The organism is Flavobacterium sp. CF108, assembly GCF_900129795.1.
Lineage (GTDB): Bacteria > Bacteroidota > Bacteroidia > Flavobacteriales > Flavobacteriaceae > Flavobacterium.
In genome coordinates this window covers 804151-830032 of record NZ_FQWW01000001.1, presented here as the reverse complement: position 1 = coordinate 830032, position 25882 = coordinate 804151, and the positions used below count along the sequence as shown (strand labels likewise).

Below are 25882 nucleotides of genomic sequence, written 5' to 3'. Positions count from 1 at the left end.
AAAGTTAGACACTATTTGGGGCATTTTTTATGGAAAGAAAAACAAAGTATGACTATGCATTTAAATTAGAATGTGTAGAATTGGTTTTAAATAAGCATTATTCATCTGAACATGTTTCAAAATTGAAGCAGACTTCAAGATGGAATATTCGTAAGTGGGTCAGTTTTTATAAGACATATGGTAAAATTGGGTTATTGCCACGAATTAATCAAAGCTATTCAGCCGAATTTAAGTTAAAAGTACTCAAAAGCATAGAAACGGAATTCCTTTCCTTGATGCAGGCTGGCATACGATTTAATATTCCCAATATTTCCATGATTTTAAAATGGAAAAAAGATTTTGCTAACTTTGGACTAACAGGATTAAAACCAAAACAAAGAGGCAGACCCATATCGATGAGTGATAATAGAGGCAAAAAACGCAAATCAGACAAGCCCTTGACAAGAGAGCAGGAACTACTAAAAGAGAATGAAAAACTTCGCTGTGAGAATGAATTGCTAAAAAAGCTTCAAGCCTTAATTCAAGCCAGGAAAAATCCAAAGCCATAAACGAATTAAGGCATAAATTTGGTTTGGAATTACTTCTGAACCTAGCAAATATGGCGCGCAGCAGTTTTTATTATCATCAAAAACAAAGTAAATCACCTGATAAATATAAAGAAACTAAAGAACTGATTAAAGTCATTTATCAAAAGCATAAAGGGCGTTATGGCTATAGAAGGATAACCGATGAACTGCAAAACAGAGGATTGCTTATCAATCATAAAACAGTTCTCAGATTAATGAATCTATTAGGACTGAAAAGTATTATTAGAATAAAAAAGTATAAATCTTATAAAGGTGAAAATGGTAAAATAGCTCCAAATATATTAGAGCGAAATTTTAAAGCACAAGCTCCAAATCAAAAATGGGCAACCGATATCACAGAGTTCAGCGTAGGGGGAAACAAATTATATTTATCACCAGTAATTGACTTGTTTAACGGGGTAATAATCAGCTATGAACTCACAGAAAGACCAGTGTTCAATCAAGTAGTTATGATGCTGAAAAAAGCCTTTAGAAAAATACCGGATAATACAAATTTAATACTTCATTCTGACCAGGGCTGGCAGTACCAGATGAGCCATTACCAGCATTTATTAAAACAAAAAGGAATCAAACAAAGCATGTCAAGAAAAGGAAACTGCCTAGATAATGCAATTATTGAAAACTTCTTTGGAATATTAAAATCTGAAATGTTTTATACCCAAAAATTCAAATCAATAGAACAATTAAAAAAAGAAATTAATAGATATATAATCTATTACAATAACGAAAGAATTAAATCAAATTTAAACAAAATGAGCCCGATACAATATCGAACTCATTATTACCAAACTTAATTATAAATTTGTCTAAAATTTTGGGTGCAGTCTAAATTCAGAAGGCTTTCTTTTTTATTAGCTTATTACACTAAGCACTACAAATAAGATTACTAGAATAATTACGGCAAATCTTGTGTATTTTGATGTTTGCATATTTGTTTTTGTTTAAAGGAATTATGATCTGATTGCGACAAATATAATAGTTTATTTTACTTTTTATAATATTTTGCTTTCTTCTGTATCAATTTTAACAAAAACAAAAAAGCCCTGAAAATTCAGAGCTTTTAAAATTTTTATTAAAAAGAAAAATATTATTCTTCTTTCATGGTATGATAAACGTTCATTACGTCATCATCCTCTTCAATTTTTTCGATTAGTTTTTCAACGTCAGCGATTTGAGCCTCAGTTAATTCTTTTGTAATTTGAGGAATACGCTCAAAGCCAGAAGATAAAATTTCTAAACCTCTGTTTTCTAATTCTTTTTGTAAAGCACCAAAACTTCCAAAAGGAGCATAGATTAAGATTCCGTCTTCGTCTTCAAAAACTTCCTCGGCACCAAAATCAATTAATTCAAGTTCTAATTCCTCAGCATCAAGACCATTATTTGCAATTCTGAAATTACAAGTATGATCAAACATAAACTCAACAGAACCCTGAGTTCCCATTGTACCGTTGCATTTATTGAAATAACTTCTAATGTTTGCTACCGTTCTGTTATTATTGTCAGATGCAGTTTCAATCAAAATCGCAATTCCGTGAGGAGCATATCCTTCAAATAAAATTTCTTTATAGTTGGCAGTATCTTTATTGCTGGCATTTTTAATCGCGCGCTCAACATTGTCTTTTGGCATGTTGGCCGCTTTTGCGTTTTGTATAACAGCTCTTAATCTAGAATTGGCGTCAGGGTTAGGACCGCCTTCTTTAACAGCCATAACGATGTCTTTACCAATTCTGGTAAATGTTTTGGCCATTGCAGACCAACGTTTCATTTTTCTTCCTTTTCTAAATTCGAACGCTCTTCCCATTTCTAATTTTTAGTTTTGTGATGCAAAAATAAAGGTTATTCCTTATTTATCCAAAATCAAAATCGCTATTTTGTTTCAAGTTTTAAGTTTCATGTTTCAAGTTGGTACAACTTTGCGCACTTTGCGGTTAACTTGAAACTTGAAACAAAAAAAACTTGAAACAAAAATCCTTATTTTGAAAAATTGAAGTCATTGATAATATTCACCGCTTCGTTCAGGTATGGATTTGTTTTTAAATTATCCATTTGGTATTGATTAATCGTTTTGTCATTAGGATAAGCGCCTAATAAAAACTGATTTACAGAAGAATTGTAAACATCCAGCGGATTATTTTCGTCATTAAAAGTATTGATCTCTGTCCAAAGGGAATTTACGATTTTCTTTTGTTTAAAAACCGCATCCAAAGTCATCGGAATCTCTGCTTTTGGCGTATTGACCAATTGATCTATTTTTAGATTGATCTTTTTAATATCATTAAAATAAAAATTATCGGACAATCTTAAAGAACTGTTTTTGGCCAATTTATCAATTAATGCACGTTTTACATACGGTCTGAATTTTAAGAATGGTTCAATACTGTCATTTTTCATAGCAGTAGGAAAATCACTTTCTTTTTGATAAACATCTTCATAAAATTCAGGAAGAACAACATCTGGCGTAACACCAATATATTGATGGCTTTTTCCCGTAACCCTGTAGAATTTATTGATTGTAATTTTTAGGAAATCAGTATTTTTATTTTCGTCAAGCGAAAGAATCGTCTGCATGGTAGCTTTTCCAAGCGTATTGCTTCCTAACAAAAGCGCACGATTGTAATCCTGCATAATCGAAGAGAAAAATTCACTTGCAGAAGCCGTATTGCTATTCACCAAAATCACAATTGGGCCTCTGTAAATCATGCCTTTGTAAGGATCATTTATAACCGATTTTTCTTTTGTGTGATCAATAACAACCGAAATTGGGCCGTAATCAATAAACATTCCCGCCAGTTTTATGGCTTCTTCCATCGAACCTCCGCCATTATCGATCAAATCAATAACTAAACCTTTAATATTATCTCTTTCAAGTTTAATAACTTCTCTGGCCACATCATCGGCACAGCCTTTTCTGCTGTTTCCATCTAAATCAGCATAAAAACTCGGAATTTTTATATAGCCAATTTTACTTTCCTTGCCAATTATAAAACTGAAAACCGAATTTTCTTCGTCTTTCATGACTTGTTTTTCGATGTAAACGTCAAAATTTTTGCCGGAGTTTCTTTTCAGCGTAAGCGTAAGAGTTTTATTCGCTTCAGATAAAATCATTGAAGAAATTGATTCTAACGAAGAACAGGAAACCTGTAGTGTCTCTTTATGATTGGAAACCGAAATGATCTGATCGCCCTTTTTAATCTGCCCAGTTTGATACGCCGGACCATTTGGATCTATTTCATGAACAATAATTTCATTTTTTTCATTCAAATTCACCGTCATTCCCAATGACAAATGCTCTTTTGATAAGGAAGCCACAAAACTCGATTTAGAATCGTCGCTAAAATAAGCCGTATGCGGATCAAAATAAGTGCAGAAGAAATTATAAAGGTTCTCGTCTTGTTTCGTTTTCGTTTCTAAAAGTGTGCTGATGCGGCAAATTTCATTCGACACAATCAATTTTCTGGATTTAGCTTCGATAGAAGAAAAATTAGTTTTTATAGAATCCAGGTTGTCACTGGTTTCAGCAATATCGTCCAGAATTTGATAACGCAGTTTTTTACGCCATACTTTTTCTAAATCTTCTTTCTTTAAATAAAAAGGAAACGACTTTTTGTAGAATCGAATTGTATCTTTCTTGGTGTAATCAAATGCAGTCGTCTGAATTTTTTCAAGAACCTCTTTAGTTCTTATCAATCCGTTAATATATTTGGCCGTAATATCAGTCAAAAAAGTACAATCGTTGCTTAAAATTAAGTCGTCAAGATTTAAACGATATTCTGCAGCCAGTTGATCGTATTCACTCTTAAAGAAGATATTACGCGAAGGATCTAATTCATTTATAAGATTATCAAAAACAAAAACAGATAAACTATCATCAACAGGTTTTGGACGCAGATGTTCTGTTTGAATAACAGCATTTATTTTGTTGAGAATTTGGCATGTCTCGGCGCTATTTTGACTAAATAGGAAAGAGGTAAACAGTAAAAATGACGACAAAAATTTGTTCATAGGTGAAATCTCAACATTCTATATTAAAGTTACGGTAATTTTTCGAAAACGGTTTACATTTTTTCTAAAAAATCTTACATATAAATAAGAAATAAAATACCGCAGATTAAATGATTTTAAAGGATTAATCCCTGCAATTATTTAATCTGCGGCAAAAAAAATGCATTACCATTACAGTAATGCATCTTACAATATTTATAACTTTAATTATTTCTTGTAAAAAGGCAATTTTACCACTTTAGCAGGAACATCATTTTTTCTAATTCTAATAAAAATATCACTATCAACAGCACTGTTTGAAACCGTAACATATCCTAAACCAATTCCTTTATTCATAGAGGGAGACATTGTTCCAGAAGTTACAATTCCAATTACAGTTCCAGAACCATCTACAATCTCATAATCATGTCTTGGCACCGCACGTTCCTGCATTTCAAAAGCAACTAATTTTCTGGTAACACCAGCTTCTTTTTGCTTTTTAAGCGCTTCAGAATTAGTGAAATCCTTAGTGAATTTTGTGATCCATCCTAAACCAGCTTCAAGCGGAGAAGTAGTATCATTTATATCATTTCCGTAAAGACAGAATCCCATTTCAAGACGTAAAGTATCACGCGCTGCAAGACCAATAGGTTTAATTCCGAAAGCTGCACCAGCTTCAAAAACTTTGTTCCAAATAGCTTCAGCATCAGCATTTTTGCAGTAAATTTCAAATCCTCCCGAACCAGTGTAACCTGTTGCAGAAATAATTACATCATTAAAACCAGCAAAATCTGCTACTTCAAAATGGTAATAAGCAATTGCAGATAAATCTATAGACGATAAAGCCTGCATAGCCTCAACCGCTTTTGGCCCCTGAATTGCCAATAATGAATAATCATCAGAAAGGTTTTTCATTTCAACTCCCAAATCATTGTAAGATGAAATCCAGTTCCAGTCTTTTTCAATATTCGAAGCATTTACAACAAGTAAATATTCTTCTTCTTTCATTTTATAAACAATCAAATCGTCTACAATTCCGCCTTCATTATTTGGAAGGCAAGAATATTGCGCTCTTCCAATAGTTAAAGTCGAAGCATCATTTGAAGTTACTTTTTGAATCAAAGCCAAAGCGTTTGGTCCTGTTAACAAAAATTCACCCATATGCGAAACGTCAAAAACGCCCACACTATTACGAACCGTTTCATGTTCAGCATTTACACCTTCGTATGTAATAGGCATGTTGTAACCCGCAAAAGGCAGCATTTTCGCTCCCAAACTCTCATGTATGTGCGTAAGCGCAGTATTTTTCATTGTGTTGTTTTATAAAATTGTTCTGCAAATCTATTCAAAAAATATCTAATTTGAATGCCTTAAATTATAAATTTCGCAATAATTAGGAGCAATTTCCTGCTATCCGCTATATCTTTTGCTTTTTAAAGAAAAAAGCAAAAGGATGTCGCTTCTATCAGGGCTAGGACTTAAGGGAAACAATAAACAATTCGTGTTTTCGATTTTTTATGTAACTTTAATCATAATAAACATCAAAGAATCATCTTTTATAAAGTCACGTTTTCACAATCAGCTATGTTTGTTGAAACAAGTGAAACGCCTTTACCCACAAAGAAAAGCTATGATTCTATGTGTTTAAAAATAAATGCACCAACAAAAGCCATCAAATGAAATCTCCATATTTAATCACAAAAGAAGAAATCTTAAAAATATACAAACCCGTAAATCCCCATACACACAAAGGAATTCAGGGTCACGCTGTCATTATCGCCGGAAGTTACGGAAAAATAGGAGCAGGCGTTTTAGCCTCAAAAGCATGCTTAAAATCCGGCTGTGGACTTGTAACGACTTTTATACCAAAATGCGGTTATCAAATCCTGCAAACCTCCATTCCCGAAGTAATGACCGTTACCGACGAAAACACCAATTTTATTACTAATATTCATTTGCCATTGATTCCGCAAGCAGTTGGAATTGGACCCGGAATAGGAAAGGAACTCGGAACACAAAAAGCCTTATTTGAATTTTTAAGAATCAACAAAGCGCCTTTAGTTTTAGATGCCGATGCCTTAAATATTATTTCTGAAAATTTATCCTGGCTGGAATTGGTTCCCGAAGATACTATTCTGACACCTCATCCAAAAGAATTAGAACGCTTGATTGGAAAATGGAATTCAGAATCTGAAAAATTTCAAAAAACAATCGCCTTTTCAGAAAAATATAAAGTTATCGTAGTCATGAAAGGCGCACCAACATTTACTATAAATAGAAATTCTGTCTACGAAAACACAACCGGAAACGCAGCCTTGGCAACCGCAGGGAGCGGCGACACCTTAACCGGAATCCTCACAAGTCTTCTCGCACAAGGCTATGAACCAAAATATGCTTCAAAATTCGGAGTCTATCTTCACGGACTAACCGCAGATATCGCTTTACCAAAAACAGGTTATGAATCTTTTATAGCCTCAGATATAATTAAGAATTTAGGGAAAGCATTTTTGAGTTTAGACGTTTAAGAGCAAAGTTTGTAGGGAGTATTTTTAACGCAAAGTACGCAAAGGTTTTTCGCAAAGTGCGCTAAGTTTTTAAGTTGCTTTGCTTTTTAAAGTTCGCAAAGGTTCTTATTGTAGAGTATATATTCAGCTTGTCACCCTGAGCGAAGTCGAAGGGACGCAAGCAGCTCGACAAACAAATTAACTTTGAGGAATATCTTTGCGTTCCTTCGACTTCGCTCAGGATGACAAAAATGAGAATAAAACTTTGCGACTCTGCGTCTTTGCGAGATTAAAAAAAACTCAGCGAACTTTGCGAAAAATCCTTTGCACACTTTGCGTTAAAATCTCACAGCTATAAAACAAATTAACTTTGAGGAATATCTTTACGCTCCTTCGACTTCGCTCAGGATGACAAAAATGACAATAAAGCTTTGCGAACTTTAAAAAGCAAAGCAACCTCAAATAAAACCTTCGTGGACTTTGCGAAAAACCTTTGTGAGCTTTGCGTTAAAAAATCTCACCACAATAAAAAAATCTAAAATCTACCCTCTAAAATCTAAAATCTAAAATCGTAAGTTTGTATTTATGAAAAACAACTTCGATCTCAGAACGGTAAACGTCATGCGTTATATAACGCCGCTGCGCGAAGGCGGGTCTTTACCCGCTTTGGCAGAAGCCGATGACGACTTTAAATACGTATTAAAATTTAGTGGTGCCGGACACGGCGTAAAAGCCCTTATAGCCGAATTAGTTGGCGGACAAATAGCAAAAGCCTTAAAATTACAATTACCAGAATTAGTATTCGCAAACCTCGACGAAGCGTTTGGAAGAACTGAGGCCGACGAAGAAATTCAGGATTTACTGCAGGGAAGTCAGGGGTTGAATCTGGCATTACATTTTTTATCAGGAGCCATAACTTTTGATCCCGTTGTAACAACTGTCGATGCAAAATTGGCTTCGCAGATTGTCTGGCTCGATGCTTATATTACAAACGTAGACAGAACTTTCAAAAACACCAATATGCTGATCTGGCATAAAGAATTATGGCTGATTGATCACGGGGCATGTTTGTATTTTCATCATTCCTGGAACAATTGGGAACAACATGCCAAAAGTCCGTTTGCATTGATAAAAGACCACGTTTTATTACCGCAAGCTTCACTTTTAAAAGAAGTCGACGTCGAATTTAAAGCGATTTTAACACCGAAAATTTTAGAAGAAATTGTAAATACAATTCCGTTAGACTGGCTTCAGTGGGAAGATGCGGATGAAACACCAGAAGGTTTACGAAATGTATATTTACAGTTTTTGCAAACCCGATTAAATAATTCTGAAATCTTTGTAAATCAGGCTCAAAATGCAAGATAATCATCTATACGAATATGCTGTGATTCGTGTTGTGCCAAGGGTAGAGCGCGAAGAATTCCTGAATATTGGAATCATTTTGTTTTGCAAAAAAGCCAAATTTATTAAAGTACTTTTTCATCTGGATCAAGCCAGAATTCAAGCGCTTTCAAACGATTTTGACATCGAACAATTAGAATGTAATCTAACATCACTGGAAAAAATTGCAAAAGGCGCCAAAGACGGTGGTCCAATCGCTGAGTTTGATATTCCGGAGCGTTTTAGATGGTTAACGGCAATTAGAAGTTCTGCAATCCAAACTTCAAGACCTCATCCGGGTTTATGTCAGGATTTGGAGAAAACAATTAATCGATTGTTTGAAGAGTTGGTCCTTTAGAAAGAGGTTCAAAGGTATAGAGGTTCAAAGGGACAAAGGTTTTCTGTAGAGACGCACTGCAGTGCGTCTAACATAAGGCTTTTAGCCACAGATTAAAGGATTAAAATGATTTTTGTTTATCGCAAATGATTATTCGTAATCTTGTCATTTCTCGTTCCTAGAAATGACAAACTATATGTTTACGTTATGACAAACTTCGTGACTTTGCGAGATTAAAAAAACTTAGCGTCTTCGTGCCTTCGTGGCAAACAAAAAAGCAAAACCATATAAGTGATATAATTATAATTTAAGACTAAAACTTAAATAACTTATATCACTTATATGGTTTAAAAAATAAAAACTAAACTAACTCATATTTTAAAACGATCCGCAGATATTACCACCTAAAGTTGCCCCTGCATTTGCCGAAATATCAGCTTTAACAGCAGTTTTGTTAAGTTTTACAATAGAATATGGCGGAGTAAAAGCAGTACCGTTTCCAGCTTGATTTCCGGTTGTATTGGTAAAAACGTTATCAGTTGCAGTAACAGCAGTATAACCGCTCATTAAATCGATAGGCGTTTTTACACCTTCAAAAGCGTTGCTTTCTACACGAAGATCAGCTTCAAAACCTGCAGCGATACATTTATTGCTTACCGTACTGTTAAAGAAGTTGTTTACCAAATGCACTTTTCCAAAACGGACTCTTGGCATTCTTTCTCTACATCCGGGAGCCCACCAGCATCTTGCAAAAGTAATTCTCAATTTACCGCGATCTGCAGTAGCACCGTCACTTGAACCAATTAAGTTTGAATATCTGTGATCGTCTGATCCTCCAGAACCTCCTGCTTTTGGTGGTTTTAGATAATGGAATTTAGAATACGTAACCGAAATATAATCGGATTTGTTTTTAATGTCGAAGTTTCCGTCAACGCCATCTCTAAACTCGCAGTGGTCTACCCAAACATTGGTACATTCGTCCAGAATTGCGTTGTCCCAGCCATCAGTATCGTAAGCTCCGGGGCCTTCAAAAATTAGATTTCTGATGATTAGATTTTTACATCTTTTAATGTTGATAATACCCGAAGCATCTTTAGTCTGATTAGTTGAAACCAGTTTTGCACCACTCGCACCATAAATGGTTTTACCAGTTTGATCCTGAAATGATAATCGTGTAGTTACTGTAATAGTTCCGGAAACTTTGATCACTTTTACAGAAGTGTTCTCAATAGCCGCTTTTAATTGAGCGTAAGTTGTAACAGTAGTTTCAGCCGAAGAACCGCCGCCGGTTGTGCTTCCGTTTTGAGAAGCCCAGCCCGGAACTTCAGAACAGTTTCCAATTTTTGCGGTTAAATTCGTTGTACCTGACTGAATTGTTGTTTCGGTACTTGCTTCTGTGTTTGGTGAAGCAATTTCTTCAGAATTACATGCCGTAAATCCGAAAGCCAATGTTAGTAAAAACATGGAGAGTGTTGATTGTAGTTTCATAATTTAGGTTTGGTTATTAATAAAGTTTAACAACACAAATCTGACTATAATTTGCAGGAAAAAAGTTGAACAAGTTCAAACTTTTGTAGAAATTTCTATAAAATTCGTTTTTTTAACAGTTGTTAATTTACAAAAAAGCATAAATAGTGTACTTTTACGTAATCGATTACATTTTTTAAACCCCTAATAAAGAATGAATTGAAAAACAAATTTAATTCCAAACAAAAACCACAAGCATGTACAACCTACTAAGAAAAAACATTGAGCGAAAGATCCCGCTCACAGATGAAGAATGGAATATCATTGTTTCAAAAGCTGAACTTATTAAACTTAAAAAAAATCAGTTTCTTCAAATTCAGGATTCTAATAATAGTTACGAGGGGTTTATTTTAAAAGGTTCGTTTAAAACTTATATCTTAAATGAAAACGGAACGGAAACTGTAATTTTCTTTTCTTTCGAAAATGAATGGATGTGTGACTTGGAAAGTTTCTATCACCAAAAGCCAACGACTTACAATATTAAAGCCATAGAAGACAGCGAAATTTTGGTCATAAATAAAGTCCAAAAAGCGCAGTTGTTTGCAGAAGTTCCCAAGCTTATTCAGTTTCATGTTTTAATGATTGAGCGCGCAAATGTGGCTATTCAGCAAAGACTTTTAGATGTTTTAAATAAAACTTCAAAACAGCGTTATTTAGATTTTAAAGATCGTTATCCGCAAAAAGTCCAGACCATAAACAACAAAAACCTTTCATCGTATTTAGGAGTTTCACACGAGTTTTTGTCCAAGATTAAGAGGAGAGTCTCTTAGGTTCAAAGGTTCAAAGGTTCAAAGGTTCAAAGGTTCAAAGGTTTTTCTGTATCAAAAAAAAATAATCTCGCAAAGTCGCGAAGTGCAAAGGAAAATAAAACTTTGCACCTCTGCGACTTTGCGAGATTAAAAAAAACTTAGTGTCTTCGTGTCTTCGTGGCAAAACAACTTCTTTTAAAAATCCAATATCCCAAAAAGGCATTCATTAGAAAAATGAAGCAATATATTTTCCTTTTCTTGATTTTCAATGACTAATAAATCATAAGGTTCTAGATAATAGGAATTCTCATTAATTGTAATAACTGTTGTATGTAAAGAAAATAAAATGATTACTTGAGCATTACAAATCTGATTACTATTTGTTATTCTCAGTTTATGATGGCCTATTTTTTCAGAAATCATCCAATTAAAATCAATGCCATTTGTATAAGAAGTCACTTCATCATCTGAATTAAATTCCATGATTTCATACTTCTCATACACTTTCCTTTCTTTGTTTATCTCAATATCTAAGCAGTTATCAAGCATAACCAAATATCGGTGATAACCCTTAAATTTGGTAAACTCAGAAGGCACTTTGTCTATTGCAGCGCTGCTTATTCTGAATACAAAATCTCTATCAGTATAGTTTGCTGTTTTTGGATATATCATATATTCATATGTCAATCCCCCGCTCCAAATAGAAGCTTTACTACTTTTTTTAGGTAAAAGCTGTATGTTCATTTATTGAATATTTTAATATGATTTCAAATTTCCAGATACATCTTAAATCCTGTTTAAATAAGCTTACATCACTTGTAAAAAAAACTTAGTGTCTTTGTGCCTTCGTGGCAAAAAAAACTTAAATCTTTTTCTCTAGAAATATAAACTCCAAAGGTTCTTCTGAAACTGTAATATGAATTTCGCTTTGAGGGAAAGGTTCTCTTTCGCCCGTATCAACATAACCGTGACGTTTGTACCACGCAATAAGTTCTTCACGAACCGAAATAACCGTCATAATAATACCAGACAAACCAAGAGTTTTAGCATGAATTTCGGCTTCAGCCAAAAGCTTTTTCCCGATTCCGCTATTTTGAAGTTCAGGCGAAACGGTCAACATTCCTAAATACAATTGATGTCCTTTTTCAACCAATAAAACCGAACCAATAATTCTATCGTTCTCCGTAAATTTCAGAATCGTATTTTTTGGATCAAGGAAAATTTGGGTCATTTCCTGTTCGTCGGTTCTTTTTCCTTCTAGTAAATGGGCTTCGGTTGTCCAGCCTTTTCTAGAAGATTCTCCTCTGTATGCTGAGTTTATTAAGGTTGTTAATGCTGGAATGTCTTCCAGAGTTGATTTTGTAATCATTATGTTTTAATGTGATTGTGTTTTTATAAAATTGAATTGCCTCTAGCTTTAGCTGGAGGTACAAAAGTAAAAAATATAGGGAATGGCTTTAGCCGAAATTATTGTTTAACAGTTTTTTGTTTTCTATAAGATGTAATTATTCTAATTCTAATATTTTAAATGTATTATACAGCTTAAAAGTATTAAACTAGCCAAAGAAGCCAGAAATAAGATTGACTCTTTTTTAATGTTGTAAAGTATTTTTTCTTTCTTTAATTTATACAAAATAGAAATTACAAATAAGATTATGGCATTGAAAAATAATGTAAAAATAGATAGAAAAACTATACAATAATTAATGAAATAACTTTCAAATCCAGTAGAAAGTAAAGTAAAAATTATAGCAAACAACAATATTAAAATTAAAAACCAAGATGAGATTCTTATTAGACTTTTAATGATTTCAAATTTTTCAAAATTGTATATTTTACTCATGTTTTTGATATTGTTTTTATGTTTTAAAGATATATAAATTATTGAAAAGCGTATCTTACAAAAACTAGTTTGTTTTTTACCGAAATTTATTTTCGTTTAAGAATTTTAAATATCTTTGAATTATGAGTACAGCAATAAAACCAAAACATATCGGCAGAAATATAAGCCGTATCAGAGAGCTTAAAGATATGAAACAGGAAGCACTGGCACAGGCTATAGGAACAAATCAGCAGACGATTTCGGCTATTGAAAACAGCGAAACTGTAGACGAACAAAAACTAATTGAGATCGCAAAAGCTCTTGGAGTTTCTGTTGAAGCAATTAAAAGCTTTTCGGAAGAAGCGGTTTTTAATATTATTGGAAATACTTTTCAAGACCACGGTGCTATTACAACAGGTAATTACGGTTGTACTTTTAATCCTTTAGATAAAGTTGTTGAACTTTACGAACGTTTGGTGCAAGCTGAAAAAGATAAAGTTGAGTATTTGGAGAAATTATTGAACGGGAAATAAACGTTTTGAATATATATTAAATAAAAAAGAGACCTTTGATGAGGTCTCTTTTTTATTTGTGTTCTATTGCTAATGTGACCAAGGGAATTTATATTATCTCAATATTGATCAATTTCAATAATTTCCGTTGCTGCATTTGGTTTTCCTGCTATATTTTGGTCAATAAATTTTATTGCTAATAAATTACCTTCCTTTATGTAGCCCCATCTATTCCATCCTTCATCAAAATTATTCACTGAAAGATAAAACTGTTTATTATCTTCATTTTGAGCAAACATAAAAGTTGACATCCCATATCCTTTGTCTTCAGGAATGTGATAAACTCTTACTATTTCATAACCTTCAGTAACTAATTCTTCTATATGTTCTTTGTCATAAACATTTTCGGCTTTATCTGAGATAAACCATGTGACGCTATGGATAGGATTGTCAGCTATTTCGCAATTATACAGTTTAGATAAAAATTCTTGATTCTCAGGATTGTTTATTGTTTCAGTTTTTAATTTAGAAATTATATTAAAATAATGTACAGATACAAATAGAAGATAAATATTAATTATATTATTAGAATACTTGAATGAAGGATTAATTATGAACACTAACTCTTTTACAATTTTATTAGCTTCCACGCAGGCGGTATCAAAATAAGACTCGTTTGTGAATATATGATGAAAAATATTAAGTATTTCAATAATTATGCTTTCAATATCCTCTGAAGACGTGTATTTATATTCGATTTTTCTTTTTAAGGCTGTTGCTCTAGAAACCCCAATAATTCCATTCCAAAAATCCTCAGATTTCCAATCAGCTGTTTGCTCAATTATTTTGTCATATTCTCCAAGATAAATTAAGGATAAATAATATAGCTTAATTACCGTATAGCTAAATTTTTTGTTTGATATACTTGGGTTATGAAAATTATTATCAATTAAATACTGTAAATAAGGTAATGAATCTTGATAGTCATTATTTTGAAAATATCTAATTGCAAGCGATAATTTTATTCTTGGGGAGTTTGAAGAAAAAGAATTAGCCTTTAAAAGATAATTTAATTCGTTTGGAATATCTTTTAAGGCTCTGAAGATTCTAGAAAAATGAAATAATAATAAAGAATCATTATTTTTATATCTGATGATTTCATTGAATCTATCTTTTATTGTGACTAGTTCACCATGATTAGAAAATTGACTGTCAGTTTTGCTTAGACATTTATTAAGATCAGTAATCAAACCATATGTTGAACTTTCAATATTTTCGGGAATGTATTCGTCATCGAATTCGGATAGTCCTAATTGTTTTATTCTAGTTGATTGTTCTAATATTTTACTCTTTCTCTTTTTTATATCCTCAGTTATATTATTTCTAACTTCAATGTTTTTAGGATTAGTCAAAAGTAAATCTCTAATTGAATCACTTAATTTATATGAATCATTTCCAAATTCGTCGGTGCTTCTAATGATTAAACTTGTTTTTGCTAATTCATTTATTGATTCTATTATTTCATCTTTACTTATTCCAATAAAATCCATTAAGTCTGATTTGTTTGGATTTCCAATGGCATAAATTGCTTCTAGTATTGTTATTGAAGTAGATTTTAATGACTCAATTAAATTTTTATAAGAAAAAGAAGCAATGTCTTTTTGTGATTTATTTATAGATTGTGAAATATCACCTTCTTTTATATATAAATCAATGGTTAAACGGATTGCTAAAGGATTATTATTAGCAGCATCAGCTATTTTTTCTAAATCTTCTTGCTTAAAATCGACTACCCCTCTTTTTTTTAGATAATTTCTACTTAAATTAACAGCATGTCTTTTAACTAGAGGTTCTATTGGTACTGTTGTAGCAGAATCAATAGAAATTCGACTAGTTACTAATACTCTCCATTTTAAAGGCAAAGACTGGTTAAAGTCAATAAACTCTTTAGAAGAATCAATAAGAAGTGTTTCTAAATTATCGATACAAATTAAAATTTTTTCATCTTCCAATTTTTCTAAAGCATCTTGAAATGAGACTAAATGATTTTTTGAATAAATTTTGTTTAAGTCTTTTAATATTGATTCTTTTATTTGCTCAATTCCATTTATAGCATCAATTGCCTCAATACCATTCGCAGTTAGCTTTTCGTTTTTTAATGTACAAAATATAATGGAGCTTAATTTTGATGACCATAAGGGGCTTAAACTTAAGTCTTTTAAATATTGCAATACTAATGCTGTCTTTCCAATTCCACCTGGAGCAACTATTGCAATAAGGTTGTTGCGTTGTTTAGATAAAACACTTTCTAAATCTTTAAATTCTTTATCTCTACCTAATAAACCAGTAATTTCATGATCAAATGTGGTTGGAAGTGTATTAGGAATTGCCCAACTAACATTGTCAAGCCACTCATCAGGCGGTGTATTTAAGTTTTCTTCAATTGCAGAGTTTAAAGCATTACGAACAGAAGTTAGATTTAGTTTTTCGATTAAAGGATCGCTTGCAATTGTTGCGGTTCTAAACCAGTATGAATCTGGAAAAGGTCTATTGGGATGACTTACGGCATTTCGGATATTGAATATCCCTAAAAGAGAACAAAGCTGTTTTAATTCAACCATGTGAATATGCAAACTTGTTCCTTCAGTTATATTTATTGCAAAATTGAAAATTTCATCAAGATAGCTAGCTTCAATTATTAAATTAAAATCTCCTTTATCAATCACATTGCCTCTTGCTTTTTCTCTCTCAATAATTGAATCAATAGATGTTTCAGGTATCGTATTGATAATTTCATTATCTATGATATAATTACCGAGTGATAACTCAAGTTCATATACAATCATAGCTGTTTTAATTCTTAGCTTTTGAGTAGCGTCCATTGGTTTAACTGTTTGGTTATTAAGGTTAGAAAATAAATTTGTTTGGTCTCAAACTTAAAAAATTATCTTACAAAAAACAAATGGTTATATGAAATTCAAAAGCCACAAACTACATAATATAATTGTAAATTTGTGGCTTAAAAAAAATATTTAATTTCAAAACTACCCCAAGAAAGCCTTCAACTCCTCATAAGTCCCAATCTTAACGCTAACTTTCTCCTCATTAATAACACTCTCAATTTGAGTAGGAATTGGAAGTGTAATTCCTAAAGCAGGTTCTACAACATCCAAAAACTTAATAGGATGCGCTGTTTCTAAGAAAATACCAATGGCGTTGGGGTGTTTTTCAAGTTCTTTTTTCAAACCTAAATAACCAACAGCGCCGTGAGGTTCTGCAATATAACCATCTGTGTTATAAATTTTCTTTAGAGCTTCAAGAGTTTCTTCATCAGTATAACTATAAGAAGAAAAATCTTTTTCGAAAGCTTTTAAGTCATTATTGTATAATTCCTGAATTCTAATAAAGTTACTTGGGTTTCCAACATCCATTGCGTTAGAAATTGTGGCTTTAGAAGGTTTCGGGTCGTATTTTCCGTTTTCTAAGAATCTTGGTACGGTGTCGTTTACGTTTGTAGACGCAACGAAATGTTCAATTGGCAAACCTAATTTCTTCGCCATAATTCCGGCGCAGATATTTCCGAAGTTTCCGCTTGGGCAAGAGAAAACTAAAGGTTTGTTTTGGCTTTTCAACGCTTTGTAAGCAAAGAAGAAATAAAACATTTGCGGTAACCAGCGCGCAATATTAATAGAATTCGCCGAAGTCAGGTTTTTATGCGCTAAAGTTTCATCTAAAAACGCTTTTTTCACCATATCCTGACAATCATCAAAAACACCGTCAACTTCAAGCGCTTTAATGTTTTGTCCTAAAGTTGTCAATTGTTTTTCCTGAATATCGCTCACTTTTCCTGACGGATATAAAATGACAACATCAACGCCGTCAACGCCTAAAAATCCACTTGCAACAGCTCCGCCCGTATCTCCCGAAGTGGCAACTAAAACGGTGTTCTTAGCATCTTTTTTATCTTTATTGAAATATCCCAGACAACGTGACATAAAACGCGCTCCAACGTCTTTAAATGCCATTGTAGGGCCGTGAAATAATTCTAATGAATAGATTTCGTCTTCGACTTTCACAACCGGAAAATCAAAGACTAAAGTATCAGCAATGATTTCTTTTAATGTTGAAGCAGGGATTTCATCGCCAACAAATTGTTTTATTGCTTCAAAAGCGATTTCTTCGTGACTTAAACTTTCGATTTTATCAAAAAAAGATGGATCTAAAGGTGTAATGTTTTCTGGAAAATATAATCCTTTGTCACTTGCTAATCCTTGTATAACAGCTTCCTGAAAAGAAACTTTTGGGGCATTATGGTTTAAACTGTAGTATTTCATTTCTAATTTTAGATTTTAGATCTTAGATTTTAGATTTTAGATTTTTGGAGGAAATTCCAAATTTTTAAATTCCAAATTCCAATAGTTTATGTTTTCAATTATGTGTTACTTTTGTCAGGCTGAGCGAAGTCGAAGCCCCGCAACGTATAGACATAATGTAAATCCTTAACGTTTGTCATTTCGACTGAAAGGAGAAATCTCACTCGTAACTCCGTATAGAAATTCGCCAATCTTTGTCGACAAACTAGTGTGATTTCTCGTTCCTCGAAATGAGAAACGTTGTGTCTGTACTTTGTGTGGACTTCGACTTCGCTCAGTCTGACAAACATGACGTATTTTTTTAATTCTAAATTTTTAATTTTTAATTCTTTTTAAAGAATTCTAACACCATCAGGGTTTATCTTCGAAACGTGAATTTCATACGGTAAATTCATTTTTTCGTAAACGTCGCTCATGGCTTTTGCGATTTGGTCGGCGGTATTTTTTCCTCTGCTTAAAGCGAAAATCGACGGACCCGAACCTGAAATTCCAGAACCTAAAGCACCGTTTTCAAGAGCGGTTTGTTTGATTAAATCAAATCCCGGAATCAAAACGCTTCTTAAAGGTTCTACGATTTCGTCATGAAGCGAACGTCCAATCAAATCGTAATCTTTTGTGTAAAGACCCGCTATAAGTCCGCCTACATTTCCCCATTGCATAATGGCGCTTTTTAGGGAAACGGTTTGTTTTAATACCGAACGTGCATCAGAAGTTTTTAATTCAATTTGCGGGTGAACTACCGTTGCAAACAATTCTTCTGGACTATCAATTCTGATAATGTCAAGCGGAGCATAACTTCTTACCAAAGTAAATCCACCTAAAAGGGCAGGAGCAACGTTATCAGCATGCGCATTTCCGCTGGCTAATTTCTCGCCCTGCATTGCAAACTGAACCAAATCTTTACGAGAATAAGGTTTTCCTAATAATTCATTAATTCCGAAAACCGCTCCGGCAGAACTTGCGGCACTGCTTCCGATTCCGCTTCCGGCTTTTATGTTTTTATAAATTTCGATTTCGAATCCAAAATCTAGTTCGTCTAAAGTTTCAAGCATTGCCAAAGCCGCAACTCCAGAAACATTTTTCTCGGTTTCTAAAGGCAAATCGGCACCGATAATTTTAGTGATTCGAACTCCTTTTTGATCGACTTTTCGAACAATCATTTCATCACCCGCATTGTCTAAGCAAAGTCCGAGTACGTCAAATCCGCACGAGAGGTTTGCAATTGTAGCGGGACAAAAAAGTTTTATTTCCATATTTTTGGTTTTTGCCACGAAGGCACAAAGTCACAAAGTTTTATTTTTTTAAGGCTTTGGTTTTTGCCATGAAGGCGCAAAGACGCAAAGATTTTTTATTTTTTGCGCTAAGTCTCAAAGAACAAAACTTAAAAACTTAGCGTCTTAGTGCCTTAGCGGCTAAACATTACCAATTCGAATAACGTCAGCAAAAATTCCTGATGCTGTAACAGCTGCTCCAGCTCCGGCGCCTTTTATCAATAAAGGCTGATCTACATAACGATCTGTGTAGAACAATACGATATTGTCTTTTCCTTCTAAATTGTAAAAAGGATGATCTTTTGGGATGAATTGAAGACCTACGCTTGCTTTTCCGTTTTCGAATTGTGCCACGTATTTCAATCTTGAATCTTTGGCTAAAGCTTCTTTATAAATACCTTCAAAATGAGCAGCGTGTTTGATTAACGAAGCAAAAAAGTCTTCGTTGTTTGTTGTTGCTAAACATTCTGCAGGTAAAAACGATTCGTTTGCAATGGCGTCAATATCCATTTCGTAACCGCTTTCGCGAATTAAAATAAGGATTTTACGAGCCACATCAATTCCGCTTAAGTCGATTTTTGGATCTGGTTCTGTGAATCCCTGAACTCCGGCTTCTTTAACCACATCGTGGAAAGAATTGTTTTTATCGAAGTTGTTGAAAATGAAATTCAAACTTCCGGATAAAACGGCCTGAATTTTATGCACTTTATCGCCAGATGCAATAAGGTTTTTTACGGTATCAATAATTGGTAATCCCGCACCAACATTCGTTTCAAACAAAAATGGAGCGTTGTATTGACGAGATAAGCTTTTTAGTTTTTTGTAATTGTCGTAAGCAGATGAACAGGCAATTTTATTACAAGTTACAACCGCAATACTTTCTTTTAAGAATTTCTCATACATTTCAGAAACGTTTGCGTTTGCTGTAATATCTACGAAAATACTGTTACGTAAATTCAGTTCTCTTGCACGCGCGATGAATTCAGTTGGAATTGCTTCTTCACCTTTATCTAAAGTCGACTGCCAGTCTTTTAGCGAAATTCCGTCTTCATCAAAAAGCATTTTTCTGGAGTTCGACAAGGCAATTACGCGAACATTAATCTTTAAATTGTCTTTTAAAAATTTTCTTTGATTGTGAATTTGTTCGATGAATTTTTCTCCCACATTTCCAACTCCCATTACAAAAAGGTTCAGCTGTTTTGTGTTCTCTTCAAAGAAGTTTTCGTGTAAAGTATTCAAGGCTTTTTTAACGTCTCTTTCGTTGATTACAGTCGAGATATTTCTTTCAGAAGCACCTTGAGCAATCGCACGAATGTTTACGTTGTTTTTTCCTAAAGTGCTGAACATTCTTCCGCTTAAACCTTGGTGATTTTTCATGTTTTCACCAACCAAAGCAATAATGCAAAGGTCTTTTTCTACATAACAAGGATCGATTTTGTTTTGTGCAATTTCGATTTCAAAAGCTCTGTTAATTGCAGCTTCGGCATTATCAGCATCCGAATTTAAAATTCCGATACAAATAGAGTGTTCAGAAGAAGCCTGAGTAATAAAAATCACATTGATTTTTTCCTGAGACAATACTTCAAACAAACGTCTTGATGAACCTGCAACACCAATCATTCCCGGGCCTTCAAGTGTCAGCAGCGAAATATGATCAATATGACTGATTCCTTTTACAACAGTATCTTTTGTTACAACAGTATCTGAAATTAAAGTTCCTACAGCTTCCGGCTCAAAAGTATTTTTGATCAGAATTGGAATGTTTTTTCTTAAAACGGGCTGAATTGTTGGCGGATATAAAACTTTGGCACCAAAATGTGACAATTCCATCGCTTCCTGATACGAAATGTTCGCAATTGGCTGCGCTTGTTTTACGATTTTTGGATTTGCAGTAAACATTCCGTTTACGTCAGTCCAGATTTCCAGTTGTTCCGCGTCGATTGCTCCGGCAATAATCGCCGCAGTATAATCAGATCCGCCGCGTCCTAAGGTCGAAGTAATTCCGTCTAAAGTCTGTGCGATAAATCCCGGAAGAATATTGATTTTTGATTGATTCGAAGCAAAATATTCCTGAATCAATTGGTTTGAAATTTCAAAGTTTACCGCTGCTTTCCCGAAATCAGCATTTGTTTTAATTAACTCACGGCTGTCTTTATAAATGGCATCTTTTTCAGTTTGTTGAAACGCCTGTGCGATGATATATGACGAAAGCAATTCTCCAAAACTTAAAATAGTATCGGCAGTTCTTGGCGATAATTCGCCTAAAAGGAAACATCCGTCTAATAAAGTTTCTAAGTGGTTTATGATTCTTTTTACGTGACTTAATAAACTGCTTTGCTCGCTTACCGGAATAAGTTCTTTAAGTGTGTCAAGGTGTTTTTTCTCGATTTCGGCAACGATATCTCTAAAGCTTTCATCATTTGCTGCTGCTTTTGCTGCTGCTAATTGCAATAAATCAGTTACTTTACTAAGTGCAGAAACTACAACTACTAATTTATCCTGCTTTGCTTTTTGGTTAACAATTTCGAGAACGAGTTTTATATTTTGAGCATTGGCAACCGAAGTTCCGCCAAATTTTAATACTTTCATTTTTTTGATATTTTTTAATAAGGAGCAAAGATTTTGAGTAACAAAGGTTCAAAGGATATCAACTGTGAACTGAAACTGAAAACTGCAACTTTTTTTCTTTGTAAATGTTTTTTATGTATCCATTACCTTTCTTCTTTTGCGAAAAAAGTATAGATAATCTGGATTATATGTAAAAATGTATACCCCTAAGGGGTAGTAGTTGTTGTAGTAGAAATTGTTGTAGCAGCAATTGCAACTCCTGTTTGAGTTGTCATTGTAGATTGATATTTTGCGCTGTTACTTTTCATTTTTGATTTTTCAAAAGTACAGATTTTTATACGAGTTAAAAATTTTGAAAGCCTTTTTACGAATATTTTAATAATTTAAATCCTTACAATTTAATATTGAGCTTTTGTTAAAATTAAAGATGTTACGTTAGCGTTTTAATATATTTCTGATAATTTGAAACAGAAATACATATACTTCCTCGACGAGATTTTACTAAAAAAAGGAGCAAAAGGCCGTGATAATCTACATTTTACTATTGTCAAATAAATAAAAGTAAAGATTGGGCTCTACGGAAATTTTAATTATTGTGATAAAATGTTGCTTTTTAATATTGATTTGTTGAATTTTGACACCTTAAATTTAAAAATGTCATGAGAGATATTCATTATATAAGTACTGAAACTATAACGCTGGAAACTTTACAGGAAATTTTAGTAAATGATAAAGCACTTGAGTTATCTGAGGAAGCTAAAGTAAATGTTCAAAAATGCCGTGATTATTTAGATAAAAAAATGGCATCACTTACGACACCAATTTATGGAATCAATACTGGTTTTGGATCGCTTTATAGTGTAAAAATCTCTAATGAGAATTTATCAAAACTTCAGGAAAATTTAGTAAAATCGCATGCTTGCGGAACTGGTGAAGAAGTTCCGGCAGAAATTGTAAAAATGATGCTTTTGCTTAAAATCCAATCTTTAAGCTACGGACATTCTGGAGTACAATTGATTACTTTAAACCGTTTGGTTGATTTTTACAATAATGATATTTTACCGGTAATTTACACGCAGGGTTCACTTGGAGCTTCGGGAGATTTAGCGCCGCTGGCTCATTTGTCTTTACCCTTAATTGGAGAAGGAGAAGTTTATTTTGAAGGTAAAAAAGTGGCTTCTGCAGAAGTTTTAAAACATTTTAACTGGGAACCAATTGTTTTACAGTCAAAAGAAGGTTTGGCTTTGTTAAACGGAACACAGTTTATGAGTGCTTATGGAGCTCACATTTTAATTAAAGCGTATAAATATTCATACTTGGCAGATTTAATCGGAACTATTTCTTTGGAAGGTTTTGATGGCAGAATTGAGCCATTCAACGAATTGATACATTATATACGTCCGCATAAAGGGCAGATTGTAACGGCACAGCGAATTACTGAATTTTTGGATGGAAGCGAAATTATCGTTCAGGAAAAGAAACATGTTCAGGATCCGTATTCTTTCCGTTGTATGCCGCAGGTTCACGGCGCTTCAAAAGATGCTATTGATTATGTTAGAAAGGTATTTAAAACTGAAATTAATTCGGTTACAGATAATCCAAATATATTTATTGAAGCCGATCAGATTATTTCTGGCGGAAATTTCCACGGACAGCCTTTGGCTTTGGCTTTAGATTTTATGGCCATTGCTTTGGCAGAATTAGGAAGTATTTCTGAAAGAAGAACCTATCAGTTAATTTCTGGTTTACGTAATCTTCCGGCATTTTTGGTTGACAATCCGGGATTAAATTCTGGTTTCATGATTCCGCAATATACGGCGGCAAGTATTGCTAGTCAAAACAAACAATTAGCGACTCCGGCAAGTGTTGACAGTATTGTTTCGAGCAACGGACAAGAAGATCATGTGAGCATGGGAGCAAACGGAGCTACAAAAGCTTTACGTGTTTTAGATAATTTAGAGCGTATTTTAGCAATAGAATTATTAAACGCTTCTCAGGCAATTGCTTACAGAGAACCATTAAAATCAAGTGATTTTATCGAGATGTTTTTAAGCAGTTACAGAGAGGTTGTACCGCTGGTTAAAGAAGACAGAATCTTACACTATGATATTGAGAATACCGTATCGTTTCTGGGGAGTTTCCAAATAGAAAACGATTTGTTAACAATGGCTTAACATTGTAAAATATTATTGAAGTAATTTTGCCGTATCAAAAATATAAAAATGTCAATAAACAGTATTTTCCAATTTTTAGTGCCGAAAGACAAGAAATTCTTTCCACTTTTTGAAGAGGCTTCAAGCAATTTAATTGAATTAGCTTCTAATTTACACGAAGCGGTAAACCTTCCATTAAAAGAAAGAGAAATTCTTTTTCAAAAGATTGACGAATTAGAGCAAAAAGGGGAGGACATTACACGTCAAACCAATTTGGAATTGAGCAGAAATTTTATCACTCCATTTGACAGAGAGGATATTCATACATTAATTACTTCTATTGATAACGTTGCTGATTATCTTCATGGTGCAGCAAGCCGTATGAGATTGTATCAGGTTGATAAGATTACAAAATCGATCAGAAGAATGACAGAAATTAACCTTGAGGCTTGTCAAAATATTGACAGTGCTGTAAAAGAGTTAAGAAATTTACAGAATTTTAAAATCATTAAAGATGCTTGTGCCAGAATTAATAAACTGGAAAACAAATCTGATAATGTATATAACAAAGCAGTTTTTGAAATTTTTGAAAACGAAACAGATGCTAAAAATATTATTAAATATAAAGAAGTGTTATCTGTTTTAGAATCAGCAACAGACAAATGTAAGAGTGTTGCAAACATACTAGAATCTATTTCTGTAAAACATTCTTAATTCAATCTTTCATTCTGAAGTTATAATTTTATGACGCTACTTTTATTAATTATAGTATTAGCCTTAATTTTTGATTACATCAATGGTTTTCATGATGCGGCAAATGCTATAGCGACTGTTGTTGCTACAAAGGTTTTAACGCCTTTTCAGGCCGTTCTTTGGGCAGCATTTTTTAACTTTTTAGCTTATTGGGTTTTCGGATTTGGTGTTGCAGATACTGTTGCAAAAACAGCGCACACAATGGAAATTAACCTGGTTGTAATTCTTGCCGGGGTTATTGCAGCAATTTGCTGGAATTTATTGACTTGGTGGTTAGGAATTCCTTCAAGTTCTTCTCATACATTAATTGGAGGTTTTGCCGGAGCAGCGGTTGCGCATGCTATTGCAGTTCATGGTTTTTCTGGTTATGTTGGAGAAGACGGAGCAACACATTATTGGTACGAAATTGTAAGCTGGTACAAAGCCGGAAAAGATGGCGGAATGCCTTCTGGAGTTCTTATCATTATTGCTTTTATTGTTTTAGCGCCTTTATTAGGAGCTTTGGCTTCATATTTAATTTCGATTTGGCTTTTAAATGCTTCTCGTAAAAGTATTTGGCCAAAAGTATTTACTGTGGCTTTAATGATTGGAACAGTTTGGTTTGTCTATGCACAAATGGTTCCTTATGAAAAAATTTTAGAGCATGGAAAACCTCGTTTTGATTCTCATTTTTGGAGCGTAGCTTTTGATCCTCATAATATTAAATGGTTTTTGGTAGCCTTTATTATCTTAACAGTAAGTGCATTTTGTTTGATATTTAGCAGTTTAAATCTTCATCAGGCCGACGCTGCTTTGAAAAAAATGCAGTTATTATCTTCTGCAGCTTTCAGTTTAGGCCACGGAGGAAATGACTCTCAAAAAGTAATGGGTATTATTGCTGCTGCTGTAGCGGTTTATATCAATACAAATCCTGGAGTTCACATGGATTCATGGTTAAATGTTGTACTGCCAAATGATGACACAGGAATAAAAGGAGTAATGCCGGGATGGATTCCTTTAGCATGTTATTCTGCAATTGCTGCTGGAACTTTAAGTGGTGGATGGAAAATTGTAAAAACAATGGGTTCTAAAATTACAAAAGTAAGTTCGTTTGAAGGTGTTGCTGCAGAAACTGCTGGAGCCTTAACGCTTTACTTTACGGAGCATTTAAAAATTCCGGTAAGTACAACGCATACTATTACAGGATCTATAATTGGTGTTGGATTAACAAAACGTGTTTCTGCAGTTCGCTGGGGAGTTACAGTAAGCTTAATCTGGGCTTGGATTTTAACTATTCCAATTTCAGCATTATTAGCAGGTTTGGTTTATTTTATACTAAGTTTGTTTATTTCGTAAAATGATTAATGTAAAATGTAAGATGTA

The 25882-nt window shown here is 33.5% G+C and carries 20 protein-coding genes; 10 read left to right on the top strand and 10 right to left on the bottom strand.

The features are described 5' to 3' along the window. The first annotated feature begins 29 nt into the window (after positions 1 to 29). Together BUE10_RS03640 and BUE10_RS03635 are read left to right on the top strand one after the other, a co-directional pair. On the top strand, positions 30 to 548 hold the full coding sequence (locus BUE10_RS03640) for a transposase (protein WP_073482383.1): 519 nt from the start codon (positions 30 to 32) through the stop codon (positions 546 to 548). Next, complete coding sequence (locus tag BUE10_RS03635; RefSeq protein ID WP_143187733.1) at positions 494 to 1381, top strand: IS3 family transposase; 888 nt, start codon at positions 494 to 496, stop codon at positions 1379 to 1381. The genes BUE10_RS03640 and BUE10_RS03635 overlap by 55 nt, the downstream gene beginning before the upstream one ends. A gap of 293 nt (positions 1382 to 1674) precedes the next feature. Here BUE10_RS03635 and BUE10_RS03630 read toward each other — a convergent pair whose 3' ends face one another. The 3 genes from BUE10_RS03630 to gcvT form a co-directional block, all read right to left on the bottom strand. Continuing rightward, positions 1675 to 2388, bottom strand: coding sequence for a YebC/PmpR family DNA-binding transcriptional regulator (locus tag BUE10_RS03630; RefSeq protein ID WP_026729302.1), 714 nt, complete (start codon positions 2386 to 2388; stop codon positions 1675 to 1677). Between the two features lie 170 nt (positions 2389 to 2558). Then, positions 2559 to 4589 carry a S41 family peptidase gene (locus tag BUE10_RS03625; RefSeq protein WP_073482413.1) on the bottom strand — a complete coding sequence of 677 codons (2031 nt, stop codon included), beginning with the start codon at positions 4587 to 4589 and terminating at the stop codon, positions 2559 to 2561. A 207-nt stretch (positions 4590 to 4796) separates the two neighbouring features. Continuing rightward, positions 4797 to 5879 carry a glycine cleavage system aminomethyltransferase GcvT gene (gene gcvT / locus BUE10_RS03620; RefSeq protein WP_073482411.1) on the bottom strand — a complete coding sequence of 361 codons (1083 nt, stop codon included), beginning with the start codon at positions 5877 to 5879 and terminating at the stop codon, positions 4797 to 4799. Positions 5880 to 6244: 365 nt separating this feature from the next. On the opposite strand from gcvT, the gene BUE10_RS03615 reads away from it, so the two are divergent. The 3 genes from BUE10_RS03615 to BUE10_RS03605 all read left to right on the top strand — a co-directional run bounded on the left by BUE10_RS03615 (position 6245) and on the right by BUE10_RS03605 (position 8813). After that, positions 6245 to 7093 (top strand): NAD(P)H-hydrate dehydratase, encoded by an 849-nt coding sequence (locus tag BUE10_RS03615; protein ID WP_073482409.1) that lies wholly within the window; start codon positions 6245 to 6247, stop codon positions 7091 to 7093. Positions 7094 to 7657: 564 nt separating this feature from the next. Next, a complete protein-coding gene (locus tag BUE10_RS03610; protein WP_073482408.1) occupies positions 7658 to 8440 on the top strand; it encodes a HipA family kinase in 783 nt (260 codons plus the stop codon). Beyond that, the gene (locus BUE10_RS03605; RefSeq protein ID WP_073482406.1) at positions 8430 to 8813 is read left to right on the top strand and encodes a DUF3037 domain-containing protein; all 384 of its coding nucleotides are present in this window, start codon (positions 8430 to 8432) and stop codon (positions 8811 to 8813) included. Before BUE10_RS03610 ends, BUE10_RS03605 begins: the two co-directional genes overlap by 11 nt. 357 nt (positions 8814 to 9170) lie before the next feature. On the opposite strand, the gene BUE10_RS03600 is transcribed toward BUE10_RS03605, so the two are convergent. After that, complete coding sequence (locus BUE10_RS03600; protein ID WP_073482404.1) at positions 9171 to 10280, bottom strand: pectate lyase family protein; 1110 nt, start codon at positions 10278 to 10280, stop codon at positions 9171 to 9173. Positions 10281 to 10516: 236 nt separating this feature from the next. Between BUE10_RS03600 and BUE10_RS03595 the strand changes: the two genes are divergently transcribed. After that, positions 10517 to 11089 (top strand): Crp/Fnr family transcriptional regulator, encoded by a 573-nt coding sequence (locus BUE10_RS03595; RefSeq protein WP_053473578.1) that lies wholly within the window; start codon positions 10517 to 10519, stop codon positions 11087 to 11089. Positions 11090 to 11263: 174 nt separating this feature from the next. Here BUE10_RS03595 and BUE10_RS03590 read toward each other — a convergent pair whose 3' ends face one another. After that, a complete protein-coding gene (locus BUE10_RS03590; RefSeq protein WP_073482403.1) occupies positions 11264 to 11812 on the bottom strand; it encodes a HutD family protein in 549 nt (182 codons plus the stop codon). A gap of 118 nt (positions 11813 to 11930) precedes the next feature. Further along, positions 11931 to 12437 carry a GNAT family N-acetyltransferase gene (locus BUE10_RS03585; protein ID WP_073482401.1) on the bottom strand — a complete coding sequence of 169 codons (507 nt, stop codon included), beginning with the start codon at positions 12435 to 12437 and terminating at the stop codon, positions 11931 to 11933. A 596-nt stretch (positions 12438 to 13033) separates the two neighbouring features. Here BUE10_RS03585 and BUE10_RS03575 point away from each other — a divergent pair. After that, a complete protein-coding gene (locus BUE10_RS03575) occupies positions 13034 to 13423 on the top strand; it encodes a helix-turn-helix domain-containing protein (protein WP_073482398.1) in 390 nt (129 codons plus the stop codon). Between the two features lie 98 nt (positions 13424 to 13521). Here BUE10_RS03575 and BUE10_RS03570 read toward each other — a convergent pair whose 3' ends face one another. The 4 genes from BUE10_RS03570 to thrA form a co-directional block, all read right to left on the bottom strand. Then, positions 13522 to 16284, bottom strand: coding sequence for a P-loop NTPase family protein (locus BUE10_RS03570; protein WP_073482396.1), 2763 nt, complete (start codon positions 16282 to 16284; stop codon positions 13522 to 13524). 162 nt (positions 16285 to 16446) lie between these two features. Then, the gene (thrC, locus tag BUE10_RS03565) at positions 16447 to 17736 is read right to left on the bottom strand and encodes a threonine synthase (RefSeq protein ID WP_073482394.1); all 1290 of its coding nucleotides are present in this window, start codon (positions 17734 to 17736) and stop codon (positions 16447 to 16449) included. 371 nt (positions 17737 to 18107) lie between these two features. After that, a complete protein-coding gene (locus BUE10_RS03560) occupies positions 18108 to 19028 on the bottom strand; it encodes a homoserine kinase (protein WP_073482393.1) in 921 nt (306 codons plus the stop codon). 159 nt (positions 19029 to 19187) lie between these two features. Further along, positions 19188 to 21635, bottom strand: a complete 2448-nt coding sequence (gene thrA, locus BUE10_RS03555; protein WP_073482391.1) for a bifunctional aspartate kinase/homoserine dehydrogenase I — start codon at positions 21633 to 21635, stop codon at positions 19188 to 19190. 638 nt (positions 21636 to 22273) lie between these two features. Between thrA and hutH the strand changes: the two genes are divergently transcribed. Genes hutH through BUE10_RS03540 form a run of 3 tightly spaced genes read left to right on the top strand, consistent with a single transcriptional unit; the run spans position 22274 to position 25855 of the window. Then, on the top strand, positions 22274 to 23788 hold the full coding sequence (gene hutH / locus BUE10_RS03550) for a histidine ammonia-lyase (protein ID WP_073482389.1): 1515 nt from the start codon (positions 22274 to 22276) through the stop codon (positions 23786 to 23788). A gap of 48 nt (positions 23789 to 23836) precedes the next feature. Next, the gene (locus BUE10_RS03545; RefSeq protein ID WP_073482387.1) at positions 23837 to 24481 is read left to right on the top strand and encodes a DUF47 domain-containing protein; all 645 of its coding nucleotides are present in this window, start codon (positions 23837 to 23839) and stop codon (positions 24479 to 24481) included. A 30-nt stretch (positions 24482 to 24511) separates the two neighbouring features. Beyond that, entirely contained in the window at positions 24512 to 25855 is a 1344-nt protein-coding gene (locus tag BUE10_RS03540; protein WP_073482385.1) for an inorganic phosphate transporter, read from the top strand. Positions 25856 to 25882 lie beyond the last annotated feature (27 nt).

Bases quoted from the DNA above. Each gene is read 5' to 3' on its own strand.
- BUE10_RS03640 (WP_073482383.1), top strand. From the start codon at position 30: ATGGAAAGAAAAACAAAGTATGACTATGCATTTAAATTAGAATGTGTA.
- BUE10_RS03630 (WP_026729302.1), bottom strand. From the start codon at position 2,388: ATGGGAAGAGCGTTCGAATTTAGAAAAGGAAGAAAAATGAAACGTTGG.
- BUE10_RS03625 (WP_073482413.1), bottom strand. From the start codon at position 4,589: ATGAACAAATTTTTGTCGTCATTTTTACTGTTTACCTCTTTCCTATTT.
- gcvT (WP_073482411.1), bottom strand. From the start codon at position 5,879: ATGAAAAATACTGCGCTTACGCACATACATGAGAGTTTGGGAGCGAAA.
- BUE10_RS03615 (WP_073482409.1), top strand. From the start codon at position 6,245: ATGAAATCTCCATATTTAATCACAAAAGAAGAAATCTTAAAAATATAC.
- BUE10_RS03610 (WP_073482408.1), top strand. From the start codon at position 7,658: ATGAAAAACAACTTCGATCTCAGAACGGTAAACGTCATGCGTTATATA.
- BUE10_RS03605 (WP_073482406.1), top strand. From the start codon at position 8,430: ATGCAAGATAATCATCTATACGAATATGCTGTGATTCGTGTTGTGCCA.
- BUE10_RS03600 (WP_073482404.1), bottom strand. From the start codon at position 10,280: ATGAAACTACAATCAACACTCTCCATGTTTTTACTAACATTGGCTTTC.
- BUE10_RS03595 (WP_053473578.1), top strand. From the start codon at position 10,517: ATGTACAACCTACTAAGAAAAAACATTGAGCGAAAGATCCCGCTCACA.
- BUE10_RS03590 (WP_073482403.1), bottom strand. From the start codon at position 11,812: ATGAACATACAGCTTTTACCTAAAAAAAGTAGTAAAGCTTCTATTTGG.
- BUE10_RS03585 (WP_073482401.1), bottom strand. From the start codon at position 12,437: ATGATTACAAAATCAACTCTGGAAGACATTCCAGCATTAACAACCTTA.
- BUE10_RS03575 (WP_073482398.1), top strand. From the start codon at position 13,034: ATGAGTACAGCAATAAAACCAAAACATATCGGCAGAAATATAAGCCGT.
- BUE10_RS03570 (WP_073482396.1), bottom strand. From the start codon at position 16,284: ATGGACGCTACTCAAAAGCTAAGAATTAAAACAGCTATGATTGTATAT.
- thrC (WP_073482394.1), bottom strand. From the start codon at position 17,736: ATGAAATACTACAGTTTAAACCATAATGCCCCAAAAGTTTCTTTTCAG.
- BUE10_RS03560 (WP_073482393.1), bottom strand. From the start codon at position 19,028: ATGGAAATAAAACTTTTTTGTCCCGCTACAATTGCAAACCTCTCGTGC.
- thrA (WP_073482391.1), bottom strand. From the start codon at position 21,635: ATGAAAGTATTAAAATTTGGCGGAACTTCGGTTGCCAATGCTCAAAAT.
- hutH (WP_073482389.1), top strand. From the start codon at position 22,274: ATGAGAGATATTCATTATATAAGTACTGAAACTATAACGCTGGAAACT.
- BUE10_RS03545 (WP_073482387.1), top strand. From the start codon at position 23,837: ATGTCAATAAACAGTATTTTCCAATTTTTAGTGCCGAAAGACAAGAAA.
- BUE10_RS03540 (WP_073482385.1), top strand. From the start codon at position 24,512: ATGACGCTACTTTTATTAATTATAGTATTAGCCTTAATTTTTGATTAC.